General features: G+C 61.7%; 8 protein-coding genes and 1 pseudogene. 5 read left to right on the forward strand and 4 right to left on the reverse strand.

The window, feature by feature from the left end:
- Positions 1 to 219: 219 nt before the first annotated feature.
- From ACHMW6_RS15740 to ACHMW6_RS15750, 3 genes and pseudogenes are all read left to right on the forward strand, one after another.
- Positions 220 to 1,198, forward strand: a pseudogene (locus ACHMW6_RS15740) (tripartite tricarboxylate transporter substrate binding protein BugD).
- A 78-nt stretch (positions 1,199 to 1,276) separates the two neighbouring features.
- The gene (locus ACHMW6_RS15745; RefSeq protein ID WP_395408006.1) at positions 1,277 to 1,738 is read left to right on the forward strand and encodes a tripartite tricarboxylate transporter TctB family protein; all 462 of its coding nucleotides are present in this window, start codon (positions 1,277 to 1,279) and stop codon (positions 1,736 to 1,738) included.
- Between the two features lie 12 nt (positions 1,739 to 1,750).
- The gene (locus ACHMW6_RS15750; RefSeq protein WP_395408007.1) at positions 1,751 to 3,256 is read left to right on the forward strand and encodes a tripartite tricarboxylate transporter permease; all 1,506 of its coding nucleotides are present in this window, start codon (positions 1,751 to 1,753) and stop codon (positions 3,254 to 3,256) included.
- A gap of 3 nt (positions 3,257 to 3,259) precedes the next feature.
- Here ACHMW6_RS15750 and ACHMW6_RS15755 read toward each other — a convergent pair whose 3' ends face one another.
- Together ACHMW6_RS15755 and ACHMW6_RS15760 are read right to left on the reverse strand one after the other, a co-directional pair.
- Complete coding sequence (locus ACHMW6_RS15755; protein WP_395408008.1) at positions 3,260 to 5,026, reverse strand: phospholipase D-like domain-containing protein; 1,767 nt, start codon at positions 5,024 to 5,026, stop codon at positions 3,260 to 3,262.
- Positions 5,027 to 5,157: 131 nt separating this feature from the next.
- On the reverse strand, positions 5,158 to 8,277 hold the full coding sequence (locus ACHMW6_RS15760; RefSeq protein ID WP_395408009.1) for a TonB-dependent receptor: 3,120 nt from the start codon (positions 8,275 to 8,277) through the stop codon (positions 5,158 to 5,160).
- 317 nt (positions 8,278 to 8,594) lie between these two features.
- Between ACHMW6_RS15760 and ACHMW6_RS15765 the strand changes: the two genes are divergently transcribed.
- Together ACHMW6_RS15765 and ACHMW6_RS15770 are read left to right on the forward strand one after the other, a co-directional pair.
- Positions 8,595 to 10,469, forward strand: coding sequence for a glycoside hydrolase 43 family protein (locus ACHMW6_RS15765; RefSeq protein ID WP_395408011.1), 1,875 nt, complete (start codon positions 8,595 to 8,597; stop codon positions 10,467 to 10,469).
- 62 nt (positions 10,470 to 10,531) lie between these two features.
- Positions 10,532 to 10,963 carry an Hsp20/alpha crystallin family protein gene (locus ACHMW6_RS15770; protein WP_395408013.1) on the forward strand — a complete coding sequence of 144 codons (432 nt, stop codon included), beginning with the start codon at positions 10,532 to 10,534 and terminating at the stop codon, positions 10,961 to 10,963.
- 26 nt (positions 10,964 to 10,989) lie between these two features.
- On the opposite strand, the gene ACHMW6_RS15775 is transcribed toward ACHMW6_RS15770, so the two are convergent.
- Complete coding sequence (locus tag ACHMW6_RS15775) at positions 10,990 to 12,951, reverse strand: ATP-binding protein (protein ID WP_395408014.1); 1,962 nt, start codon at positions 12,949 to 12,951, stop codon at positions 10,990 to 10,992.
- The gene (locus ACHMW6_RS15780; protein WP_395408015.1) at positions 12,948 to 13,484 is read right to left on the reverse strand and encodes a YfiR family protein; all 537 of its coding nucleotides are present in this window, start codon (positions 13,482 to 13,484) and stop codon (positions 12,948 to 12,950) included. Before ACHMW6_RS15780 ends, ACHMW6_RS15775 begins: the two co-directional genes overlap by 4 nt.
- Positions 13,485 to 13,530: the final 46 nt, after the last annotated feature.

A 13,530-nucleotide genomic window follows, 5' to 3' on the forward strand; every position in this document is an offset into this window, starting at 1 on the left:
AATCGCGCGGCAAGATTTAAAGTTAGCACGAAACGAAAGAAGGAGAACGATGAATTTTTGCTATCGTCGGTCACTATTTAATCGACAGTACGCCCGTCGAATTGCGGTTTCCCACAATTGCTCGTGGGCTAAGGGCTTGGTACAAGTAATATTACGTAGATATATAGATATCTTTCGTAGCAATATTCCATAAATGAACCAGAGAGAGGGAGACACTCAATGAAGTTCACAGTACTGCGTTCCGCCGCCGTTCTGGCCATGCTGGGTAGTGCGCTGGCCGCCCATGCACAGACCTATCCGACCAAGACCATCACCATGATCGTGCCGTTCGCGGCCGGCGGCCCGACCGATACGGTGGCGCGCCTGATCGCGCAGTCGATGGGCACGAAGATGAAGCAGACGATTATCGTGGAAAACGTGGGCGGCGCCGGCGGCACCATTGGCGCCGCGCGCGCGGCCAAGGCCGCACCGGATGGCTACACCATCTTCCTGCACCACATCGGCCACTCGACCGCGCCGTCCCTGTACCGCAAGCTGACCTATAACGCGATCGACAGTTTCGAGCCGGTCGGCCTGGTGACGGACGTGCCGAATGACCGTAGTTGCGCGTAAGGATTTCCCTGCCAGGGACTTCAAGGAAATGCTGGCCTATATCAAGGCCAACAAGGCCAAGGTCACTTACGCGAACGCTGGCGTGGGCTCGGCTTCCCACTTGTGCGGCATGCTGTTCATGACGGCCATCGGCACCGACCTGACCACCGTGCCATACAAGGGCACCGGTCCAGCGATGAACGACCTGCTGGGCGGCCAGGTGGACTTCATGTGCGATCAGACCACCAACACCACGAGCCAGATCAAGGGCGGCAAGATCAGGGCTTATGGCGTGACCACCAAGACGCGCGTTGCCGCCTTGCCGGACTTGCCGACGCTGAACGAATCGGGCCTGCCGTCCTTTGAAGTGGCGGTGTGGCACGGCCTGTATGCGCCGAAGGGCACGCCGAAGCAGGTGGTGGACACGCTGTCCGGCGCGCTGCAGGTGGCATTGAAAGACCCGGTCGTGAAGCAGCGTTTTGCCGACCTGGGCACGGAACCGGTGGCCGATAACCGCGCCACGCCGGAAGCGCTGCGTGCCCACCTGAAGTCGGAGATCGAGCGCTGGAACCCGATCATCGCCAAGGCCGGCGTCTACGCCGACTAAGCAGCACAGCGCCGCGTGGTAGCATTCACCGCGCGGCGTCTCACATAAACATAAAAACACCAAAGAGGGGACTTTCACGTGCCTGCCTTCATCCGTCATCCGAAAGACTTTTGGACCGGCGTTATCTTCCTTTGCATGGGCCTTGCCGCCGTCATCATTGGCCGCGACTATACGATGGGCACCGCCGGCCGCATGGGCCCCGGCTATTTCCCGACCATCCTGGGCGGCATACTGGCCGTCATCGGCGTGATCGCCATGATCCGCTCCTTCGCCCGTCCCGGCGAAGCGATCGGCCGTTTCTACATCAAGAACCTGCTGCTGGTCCTGGTCGCCGTGCTGCTGTTCGGCTTCCTGATGCGCGACGCCGGGCTGGTTCCCGCCATCCTGGCCGTGGTGCTGGTCAGCGCCTACGCCAGCCCTAAATTCACCTGGGGCCCGTCGCTGCTGATTGCGATCGGCCTTGCCGTGTTTGCGGTCGTGGTCTTCGTCAAGCTGCTTGGCTTGCCGATGCCGATTCTCGGCCCCTGGCTCGGTTTCTAAGGAGGAGGGGACATGGAAATCTTCGCAAACCTCGGACTCGGCCTGGAAACCGCCTTCACGCTGACCAACCTTTTGTACTGCCTGATCGGCGTCTTCGTCGGCACGGCCGTCGGCGTGCTGCCGGGACTCGGGCCCGTCGCCACGATCGCCATGCTGCTGCCGGCCACTTTCGGCCTGCCGCCGATTTCGGCGCTGATCATGCTGGCCGGTATCTATTACGGCGCACAGTATGGCGGCTCCACCACGGCCATCCTGGTCAACCTACCGGGCGAATCATCATCGGTGGTCACAGCGATCGACGGCTACCAGATGGCGCGCCAGGGCCATGCCGGCAAGGCCCTGGCGACTGCCGCGATCGGGTCCTTCTTCGCGGGTACCGTGGCGACTGTGCTGCTCGCGCTGTTCGCGCCGCCGCTCGCCGATCTGGCCCTGAAGTTCGGACCTGCCGAATACTTTTCGCTGATGGTGCTGGGCCTTGTGGCGTCCGTGGTGCTGGCCAGCGGCTCGCTGCTGAACGCCATCGGCATGGTCATCCTGGGCCTGATCCTGGGCCTGGTCGGCACCGACGTGAACTCGGGCGCGGCGCGCTATACCTTCGACCTGCCGCAGCTGGCCGACGGCATCAACTTCGTGATCGTGGCGATGGGCATGTTCGGCATCGGCGAGATTGTGCGCAACCTGGAACATGATGAATCGCGCTCGCTGCTGATGAAGAAAGTGTCCGGCCTGATGCTGAGCAAGGAGGACTTCAAGCGCATTATCGCGCCGGTGGTGCGCGGCACGGTGCTCGGTTCCGCGCTGGGCATACTTCCCGGCGGCGGGGCCATGCTGGCGTCCTTCGCTTCCTATTCCATCGAGAAGAAAGTCTCGAGGAACTCGGCGCAATTCGGCAAGGGCGCAATCGAAGGCGTGGCCGCCCCCGAATCGGCCAACAACGCCGGTGCGCAGACTTCCTTCATTCCAATGCTGACGCTGGGTATTCCATCCAATCCCGTGATGGCGCTGATGATCGGCGCCATGATCATCCAGGGTATCCAGCCCGGACCGGCCGTGATGACCGAACAGCCGGCGCTGTTCTGGGGCCTGATCGTCTCCATGTGGATCGGTAACTTCTTCCTCGTCGTGCTGAACCTGCCGATGATCGGGCTGTGGGTGAAGATGATCATGGTGCCGTATCACCGCCTTTATCCGGCCATCCTGATGTTCTGCGCGATCGGCGTGTTCAGCCTGAATAACGCGGAGTTCGACGTCTACCTGATGGCGCTCTTCGGCCTGTTCGGCTACATCTGCGCCAAGCTCGATCTGGAGCCGGCGCCGATGCTGCTGGGCTTTATCATCGGCCCGATGATGGAGGAATACCTGCGCCGCGCGCTGCTGCTGTCGCACAGCGACCCGACTGTCTTCGTCACGCGCCCGATCAGCGCCACGATGCTGGCACTGGCGGTGGCTGCGCTGGCCGTCGTGATGTCGCCGACCTTGCGCAGGAAGCGCGAGGAGGCATTCCACGAGGAGGAATGACGTTCAGGTCATGGCCTGGCGTGCCTTCGATTCAGGCGAGCCGTCCACGTAGTACTTTTTGGCCCAGCCTGAATTCGGTTGCAGCTTGAGCTTTTGTTTGGGAGCAGGATTGCCTAGCAATGCCTGCTCCTTTTGCTTGATGAAGATGGCTCGCGCCCGGTAGTGCTCATACAGGCGCATGAATTCCGCCAGGTATATGCGGGCAATGCGCTTGTCGCGGATCTCCAGCAGGTTCTCGTCGTTGTTGTGCTCCGAGTTTTCGCTCATATTGGCCGAGCCGGTATAAACCACCGGGTTGCTCGTTTCGGCATCGATGATGATGAATTTGTGGTGGATGACCACGGGCGGAATTTTCGAAGGCTTCTCGCCGGGGAAGTAGCGCCGTTCGGTTTCGAAGCCTTGTGGCGCGGTGGTGCGGGAGAAGTAGCTGCCTTCGATCACGTCCTTTTCGTTCTGGTTCCGGTGATACAGCTCCATATTGGCGAGTCTTGGTGAGGCGAGCGTTTCGCCGTTCGCTTCCGCCTGCTCGGCTGCGCGCGCCGAGTCCGGGGAGATGTTGTTCACCAGCCCGTACATCATCAGACCCTTGTCGCCAGCATCAAAGCAGGCCTTGCGTAGCGCCACGTCCGTCGGCGTGAAGATGCAGAAGAGAACGGAGCTCTTTGCGTTTTCGATCGCCTCTATGACGGTATCGATCTGGGTGCGCTGGTCCTTCGGTTCTGGGGAAAAGCACACGCGGACCCTGGCGGTACCGATGCTCACCGTATCGGACCAGCCGGTACTCAGTTCGGCAGTGTTTCCCTTAGTGGGATTGTCTCGCAGGTCATAGGCGCGTTCGTTATAGATCGCCGCCAGCGCGGGCGATTCGAAAAGGTGGAGCAGGTTCGCCTGCTGGGTCAGGCCGCCCGTCGTGAAGTTTGCGGAGCCGGCGACCACGCGCTGCGGCGTGCCGGGGGCCTTGGTGGAATCCGTGACGATGAACTTGTTGTGCATGATGGCGGTCTTGTCGCGCGGGTAGAACGTGGCGACTCCGGAGAGTTCAGTGATCGCATCCCTGTTGGGCGTGTCGCCAACCGTTCCATCTTCATTCTTCAGCTTGTGCGCATCGTAGACCACGCTCAATTGATTGCCGCCGGTGGCGAAGCCCTTGAAAGCGGGAATGGCCCAGAGCTTGTCGGTCAGATGGTAGATCGCGGATACCGCATCGGTGGCGCCCTGGAACGCGGTACCGAATACGTCTTCAAGGTCGTTGGCCAGCCACTCCCTGAGCGCGAGCGCTTTCTCCGGTGGTGGCGCAGTGTTGGCGTCGAGACCCATCGCTTTCAGCTTGCGCTCAAAGCCCTGTGAACTTAGTACCGCCCGATTGAACCAGGTGCCGATGCCTCCCTCGATATGGTTGGGAAGCGTGACGGTGAGCGTTTTCTGGGGGCCAAGTTGCAAAGCTGCCGGGGTCCCGCGCACCGCGTACACCGTGTAAGTGAAGGTCTTGTTCCTGTCTGCTGGCTCGATCCGCGCATCCCACCATTGGAATTTCTGGATGGGGGCGATATTGGAAGGGGCATCGGGAGTCCCTTCGGGTACCGGTCCGTCGAAAGTTACCCGGTTTGGGAGCCAGCTTTCTGGCTCGCGCGCCTGGCCATCGCTGGACAGGAAACCCGGCGTCCGCTTGATCGCGAAACCGAGGAAATCGTGGATGTCGTCGGCCCCGGGCCAGTCCAGCGCCAGAAGTACGAGGGTTGGGGACACGTATGCTTTTGCGTTGAGGCTCATGTAGACCTCCCTCTGTGCCGGCGGTTTTGGTGGGTGTGTTTGAGGAATCTCAATAAAGTTAACACGGATGATTGAAAATACAATCACCAATTGTCACAAAAGGGCCCGGCATCGCTGCCGGGCCTTCCTGCTTAGAACGCGGTACGCAGGGACAGCGTGTAGCTAGCGCCCGGCTTGTACTCGTCGAAGATGGCGTTGCTGAACTGCGTGTAGGTCTGGCTCTTCGCCTTGTTGATGTTCCAGGCGCTGAAGGTCAGGTCCGTGTTGTAGCGGAAGCCGAAGACCTGCTTCAGGTTAGCGCCGGCGGAGAGGTCGATCTGGTTGCGCTCCGTCGTGTAGGCATAAGCGCCGCCCGGCACGTTCAGGCCCGTGCTGGTGTTCACCACGTGGGCTGCAGTGTACTGGCGCTGGACGCGGAAGTTCAGGCCATTACGCTCGTAGTACAGCGTGACGTTGTTGGTGCGCGGCGGCACGCCTGCGACCGGCGGCGCGTTCGGTGCGTCGTCGGTCTGCTTGGCGTAGGTGAAGTTGGCGGTGTAGCCGAAGCCTTTCACCGGCAGCATGTCCAGCGGCTGCTGCCAGGTCAGCTCGATGCCGCGCACTTTCAGCTTGGTGTCGATGTTGTATGGCTCGGTGATTTCGACCAGGTGCTTGTCGCGGCCGCCGCTGGCATCCACGGCCTGCTGCTGCGCGGCGGTCAGGCCGATGGTGCCGAACATCTGGTCCAGTTGCGCCAGCGAGTAAGTGGTGATGCGCTGGCCCGGACGGCTGGTGATGTCCTTGGCGAAGGCGCTGGCGGACACATAGGCTTCACGCGTGAAGTAGTACTCCAGCGCGAGGTCCAGGTTGTTCGCCTCGAAGGGCTTCAGCTTCGGATTGGTCACCGAACCCTGGCGCGCGCCCTGGTCGCCCAGTGTGAGCTGGGTCTGTCGCAGGTCGGCCGGGTTGGCGCGGGTCAGGGACTTGGAGCCGGAAGCACGGGCAATCAGCGATGGCGTGAGATTGTAGGCCAGCGTGGCCGAAGGCAGGGTGTTGTTGTAGTACGTAGTCTCGTAAGTCCAGATCGGGATGCTGTCGTGCAGGCCGCCGTTCTGCAAGGTGCCGTTGCGCGGATCGACGCCCACGGTCAGCTGGCCGATGGTCTGCTTGGTGCGGGCGTAGCGCACGCCCGCGTTGTAGCGCAGGGTGCGGCCCAGCAGCTCGGCACGGCCGTTGGTTTCCGCGTAAGCAGCGCTGACGACTTCGCGGATATAACCGCCGCTGCCGTTCTGGAAGCCCTTGTAGATATTGTCGCGGAAGTACTGGTAGTCCGTGTCCGCCGCGAACTTGTTCCAGTCCACCGTGATGTAGCCGTGATCCGATGCCTTCGCATAGTTCGGAACTGCGGAATTCGGGATCACCGAGCCGAGATAGGTCAATGGACCCGCCCCGGCGCTTGAACCGGTGCCGAAGCCGGGATACGCCGTCTTCACATCCGTCACCGGACCCGGCGCCACGCGGCCATCGCAGCCAGGCTGGCGGATCTGCGTGTTGGGCTGCATGAAGCGGTAGTTCATATTGTTGCCGCAAGTGACGTTCATCCACGCGTCGGCCACGGAATAGCTGCGGTAGCGGCGCTCGATGTCGTCCCAGGAGCCGCCGATCTTGATGGCGAAATCGTTGTCGCCCCAGTTGATATTGAAGCGCGAACCCTTGGTTTCGTTGGTACGCTCGTACAGGTCCATGCGCAGGCCGGAGAGGCCCTGGCCCGCCTGGTACCAGCCGAAGTTGTTCGGATCGTTCACGTCCAGGTTACCGCTGTAGTTCGGTGTCTGGCCCGGAGTCGTGTTGTCATAGTTGATGACGGAGTTCGGCGACCTGGTAGCCAGCAGCACCGTCGGCATGTCGCGGTGGAAGGTGCTCTTGGTGGCGTTGAAGTGGCCGTCCACGGTCCACTGGTCGCTCGGGCGCCATTCGAAACCGGGATTGAAGCTGCGGAAGATGGTCTTTTCTTCCATCGGCCGGTATTCCAGCGACCAGAAAGTGTTGGCGAAAGTGGCCTTTGTCAGCACGCAGCCGACCGTGCAATCGCTGCGGTCGAATTCCATGCCGATCGGGATCACGGTGTTGGCGCGCGTGCCGGCGTTCATCGCCTCGTAGACCATGTTGTTCTTCTTCTGCGCGAACAGCGAATCGAAGTAGAAGTCCCACTGGTGGTTCGGTTGCCATTGCAGGCTGATGACTTCTCCGGCGCGTTGGCGATGGCCTTCATACAGCAGGTGGCGGCCCAGGCGGCCCATCAGGGCGTTGTCGATCTGCTTGATGTTGGCGCCAGGGTTCAGCGCGAGCAGCATGGCGCGGTCGATCTGCTTGCCCGGCACCAGGATGGAGCGGGCGTATTCGGGCAGGGCGCTCAGCGCGAGGCCGGACGGTACGGTGTCCGGCGTGGACTGGGAGCCGCCACCGGTGTTGTTGGGGTTATCGGCAGCGTTGGCCTGGAAGCCTTTCAGCTGCAGGTTGCGCATGTCGACGGTCTGGAATCCATCGGTCTTGTAGCGGGTCGAGCCCCATGCCACGCCGGTCAGGGCGCCGAACTTGCCCCATTCGGCGCTGTTCCAGGTATTGCTGATCAGGCCCGAGCCGGTCGAACCCCATTTGTCGTGCAGGTCGCGGTAGTTGCCGCTCAGGGTGAACACGGAGCGCAGGCCGGCCTTGTCGAAGGGGCGTACGCTGCGCATATTCACGGTGCCGGCAATGCCGCCTTCGATCAGGCTGGCCTGCTGGCTCTTGTAGACGCTCGCGCTGCGGAACAGTTCGGACGGCAGGACGTCCATGTCCACTTCGCGGTTGGCGCTGATGGAACCGCCCCAGCTGCCCGCGGATGCGGACGCCATCGGCGCGCCGTTCAGCAGCACGCGGGTAAAGGCGGCGCCCATGCCGCGGATGGAGATGTTCAGGCCCTCGCCGTCGATTTCCGCACGGCGTACGGTCACGCCGGGAACGCGGGACAGGGCGTCGGCGATATTCGGGTCGGGGAACTTGCCGATGTCCTCGGAGAATATGGTGTCGCTCAGGCCGATGTTTTCGCGCTTTTCGTTGGCGGAGAGGGCGAGGGAGCTTCGGTAGCCGGACACTGTCACGACATTGCCAGGGGTGGGCTGCTCGGACTGGGCATAGGCGCTGGAAACCAGCCCTGCGATCACCGTGGTTACGAAAACCTCGCGCCCACAGCTTCGCTTGCGCCTCGCGGCGCTCTTGGTGTTTTGTTGCATTGTTGTCTCCTGTTTTTTTGATGACCGCGCATCATTGGCGCGTTATTTCTTTGGTGTGTTGTCAGGCCATTCATCATTTTCAATCATGAAATGAATAGCGCTAACAATTGCAATATTGGCGCGTTCGCAATGGCTGGTCAAACGGGATGTAACTGATCGTTGTCCAAAAGATACAATACGATAAACTAGTTTTCAAAACGTTTAGATTGCGCAAACATGCTTGGTCTGAGGAGGCTAACAATAAATGATTGCGCTACCATTAGATACTTGCATTGCTGTTTAGCGGCGCTGCCAGCGCCGGGCCAAGGACGACCTGGATGGCCGACAACGGCAATGGCACTTACACCAATCCGCTTTTCTACGACGAGTTTTCGGATCCGGATATCATCCGCGTCGGTGAATACTTCTACATGACCGGCACCACGATGCACGCGATGCCCGGCCTGCCGGTGCTGCGTTCGCGCGACCTGGTGAACTGGGAGTTCCTGACCTACGCCAGCGATAAGCTCGATCTCGGCCCCGACCACCGCCTGGAGGATGGCAAGAGCGCGTATGGACAGGGCATCTGGGCCCCGTCGCTGCGCTACCACCAGGGCACGTTCTATATTTTCTCGAACGTGAACAGGCACACAACGCAGATCTTCACGGCGACCGACCCGCGCGGACCGTGGCAACGGCGCGCCATGAAGCGCAGCCTGCACGATCTGTCCGTGCTGTTCGACGATGACGGGAAGGCTTATGCCGTATGGGGTTATCAGGAGATCCACCTCGCGCAACTGAGCGAAGACCTGAGCAATATCGTTCCCGGTACAGAGCAGGTGATCATCCCGAAAGGCGCAGGCATGGGCGAGGGCCTGCATTTCTACAAGCTGGATGGCAAGTACTTCATCCTGAGCGCGGAATGGGATTACATGAAAATGCCGGCGGCGCGTGCGGACCGCATCACTGGCCCGTACGAAGTGAACAAGGCGATCAGCATCGACGAGGATTTCGGGCTGCGCCAGGGCTACCGGCTGGATGGGATGAAGCCGCGCGCCGCGCAAGCGCCGTTCAGGCACGGGGCAATGTCGATGCACCAGGGCGGCATCGTGCAGGCGCCGGACGGGAACTGGTGGGGCGTGTCCATGTTCGAAGGGAATTCGGTGGGTCGCCTCACGGCGCTCTCGCCGGTGACGTGGCAGGATGGCTGGCCGTATTTCGGCCTGCCCGGCAATCTCACGCGCTCGCCGCGCACCTGGGTCAAGCCAGTCGCCGGCGGCGCGCCTGCCGCTACCTACGAGCGCAGTGACGATTTCGCGGCGCCGTCGCTCAAGCCGGTCTGGCAATGGAATCATGTGCCGGTTGACGGCAAATGGTCGCTGTCCGAACGTCCCGGCTATCTGCGCCTGCACGCCTTGCCGGCAAAGGACTTCCTCGAAGCGCGCAATTCGCTGACCCAGCGCGCGATCGGCCCGCGCTCGACGCCAACCGTGCTATTGGACGTGGCTGGCCTGAAGCCGGGTGACGTGGCGGGCTTCGCGCTGCTGAACCGTCCCTACACGCGCATCGGCGTCGAGCGCACCGGCGACGGCCTGTTTGTCACGCGTTTCGATGAAGGCGGCATGCCGCTGCGCAAGCGCATCAAGGCCGGGCGCATCTGGCTGCGCGCCGAGTGCGATTTCCTGACCGAACACCACAGGTTGAGCTACTCGCTGGATGGGCGTCGTTTCGAAACGCTGGGCGAGGAATTCATCAGCGCCTACCAGCTGAAGACTTTCCAGGGCGTGCGCTATGCGCTCTTCGCTTACAACAGTGCAGGCGGGGACGGCGGCCATGCCGACTTCGATTCCATTGAAGTGCGCGAACCGGCGCCGCTGGGTGTGCAGCCCATCCCCTTTGGCCGCAAGCTGCGGCTGGAGCCTGCGCTGGGCGAGGTTACCTTGCTCGACCGCGGACAGGGGCGCGTTGCGATCGTTGGCAATGCCGGCTATCTGACCGTGTCGCCCGAAGGTACCGCGGCTTTCGCCGCCGAGGCGGCGAGCGATGCGCAAGTCTTCCAGTGGATCGAAACCTTAACCGGCGAAATCACGCTGATGTCGCTGCAGACCCACCGCTACCTGCGCGCCGCCGGCGCCGGCTTGCGTGCAGATAGTCCCGGCCCCGAGCCGGCGGGAGACGATGGCACCCGCTTCAGCGTGCGTGCAAAAAGGTAACGTGCTCGCCGCTTGCATGGATATGCGAGGGGACTATGATGTCAGATAAGGAGGGCACAGACATGGCTAATCTGATGCATTTCAACCCCTTCCGGGATCTCGCCCGACTCGATCCTCTGCGCGACTTTGAGGACATGTTCAGGCTGAGTAACTACTCGCGTGACGAGATGCAACCGATACGCATCGACGTTCACGAGAACGACCAGGCCTACACAGTGCGTGCCGATATTCCGGGCGCCAAAAAGGAGGACATCAAGGTAGACGTGGCCGGCAACCGCATCTCGATTTCCGCCGAGACGAAACGTGTGGAAGAAGAGAAGCAAGGTGGCAATGTAGTTCGTTGCGAACGCTACGTGGGCCAGCAGTATCGAAGTGTGACGCTGGACCATGAAGTGGACGAGGACAAGGCAATCGCCAGGTTCGAGAACGGTGTGCTTGAGTTGACCCTGCCTAAGCGAGCCCAGAATGGCGGCCGCAAGCTGACCATCAACTAAAGCACTGGGAAGGCCGCCGAAGTCCCTCAGGCGGCCTTTAATGGCAGCGTCATGACGAAGCTGGTGCCTTCGCCGAGGACGCTGCGCACATCGATTTTCCCGCCCAGCACCCCATACACGATGTTGTAGACGATGTTCAGGCCCAGGCCGGAACCGCCGCGCCCCAGCTTGGTCGTGAAAAAGGGATCGTAGATGCGGCCCATGTTTTCCGGCGCGATGCCCACGCCGTTGTCGCGCACGGTGATCTCGACCGCTTCTTCATCAACTTCCCGCGCGGTGATGACGATCTCGCCCTCCGTGCGGCCCTCGAAGGCGTGAATCAGGCCATTGTTGACCAGATTGATCAGCACCTGGCCGAAAGGGCCGGGATAGCTTTGCATCACAATGATCTCGGGGATTTCCTGGTACACACGGATGCCCGACTTCTTAAACGTGGGCATCAGCACCAGCAGGATTTCGGATGTGAGGTCGCGCAGGCGGAACTCCCGTCGCTGCGACGTGGCGCGGTCCACTGCTACCTGCTTGAAGCTGGCCACCAGGTCCACGGCACGGTGCAGGTTACGCAGCACGATCTGGTTGCCATTCTGCACGTCCGTTACATACGCTTGCAATGCGGAGCGGCGCACGCCTTCTGTGCAAGCCTTGTTGAAGGCGGCAGTCTGGTCGATCAGTGTGCTGACCGCCAGCAGGCTGTTGCCGATCGGCGTGTTCAGTTCATGCGCCACGCCGGCCACCAGGGAACCGAGCGCTGCCAGCTTTTCGCTGCGCACCAGCTCATCCTGCGCGCGGCGTATCGTCTCCAGCGACTCGCCCAGCTCACGGTTGGCTTCTGCAATCTGTTTGGTGCGCACTTCAACCAGGTCTTCCAGCCTGTCGCGGTACTGCATCAGTTCGATCTCGTTCTTCTTGCGGTCCGTGATGTCGGTGGACACGCCGCCCAGCGCCCAGATATGGCCTTCCTGGTCGATCAGCGGGAATTTCTCGGACAGGTAGGTGCGCTGTTCGCCGGTATGATCCGGCACCGTCTCCTCATAGGCGGCGGCCTTGCCTGAGCTGAGCACTTCGTGGTCGTTGCGGCGCACTGCCAGTGCGATGGCCGGCGTGAAGATCTCGGCGTCGGTACGGCCCATGGGCTCGGGGCTGCCGGGCGGCAGGCTGGCGTGATAGCTGCTGTTCAGCAGCAGATAGCGTCCGTCCAGGTCTTTCACATAAATGATGGCGGACGAGTTCTCGACAATATTCTGCAACAGCGACTGGCTGCGGCGCAGCGCGGCGTCGTGCGCTGCCACGGTCGCCAGCATGTCGTTGAATGCTTGCGCCAGTCGGCCTACTTCATCCTGGCCGGTGAGCGGCGCCCGCAAGTCGTAACGCTGCTCGCGCGTGACCTGGTCGGCGACTGTGTAAAGGCCTAGCAGCGGTTGGGTGACCAGCTTGCGTATCAACAGCGCGAACAGCATGCTGCCGCTGAACAGCGTCACCAGCACCACCGCCAGCACCAGGCCATACTGGCGCAGGCGCTCGCCGGGCGGCGGCAGTTTGTAATCGACCTGCAAATATCCAACGGTTTCGTGCTCGTAGCGAACGGGGGCGAGCATGGTCAGTGCATTACCGTGGAAGCGGTGGCCGGATTCCTGGAAGTGCCTGGGCCACTCGCAATCGATCTTGCCACTGGGAGTGTATTGGGCGAAGGGCTGGCGGATGGCGTCGAACAGGCAGGCGCTTTGCACGTCCGGACTGCTGCGCAGCGCTTCCAGGGTACGCTTGGCGGCGATGCGGTCGCCGAAGTTGAGGTCCACGTCCAGGTTCAGGGACAGCAGTTCCATGCGGCTCGCCAGATCCTGCGCCAGGCGGGGACGCACCACGAGAAAGTCATAGAAGCCCAGCGTGAGCAGGGCGACCAGCAGGGCGGCGCCGGTCGTCATCATGGAGACGAGCAGCAGCTTGCGCTGCAGGCCGAGATCGCGGAAGAAGGCGTGCAGCGCCTTCATTTGCCGCCTCCTATGACGCGCTCGGCGAGGGCCAGCAGGCGCGGGTTGAGCGTTACGCCCGAATGCCGGGTTGCTTCGAGATTGACTTCGAAACGCACGCCGCCATCCGCCTGCATCATGTGGATCATGCCTCCTTCACCGAGGAAGGTGGCGGAGTCGCCCATCGTCAGCACGGCCTGGTCGCGCAGGCGGGTCAGCAGCGCGGACTGGCTGGCGTCGCTCTGGCTGATATAGATTGCATTGCAGTGGTCGGCGTCTTCAGGCTTGTCGATCATCAACAGCTTGAGTGGACGGCTGCCGGCTGCGCGCTGCTGCAGCTGTCTCGCAACGCTCGCGGCGTTCTGGCCTGCCAGGCAAAGCACCAGCGGAGCATTGGGATCCGGATTATCCGGCCAGGTGGCGTAGCGGGTGAAGTTCAGGATATAGGTGGCCTTTACCTGCAATTCATGCGGTGTGGATTCTTCCGCGCGCACCATGGCCCCGCTGAGCAGGATTGCCGTGCAGCACAACCGAATGATTAATCCAGTCTCCATATTTGGCGCGCGTCACAGGTAGTTTTCTTATCGTAACAATCTTAGC

The sequence above is a fragment of the Pseudoduganella sp. UC29_106 genome, from assembly GCF_044055365.1.
GTDB lineage: Bacteria > Pseudomonadota > Gammaproteobacteria > Burkholderiales > Burkholderiaceae_D > Rugamonas.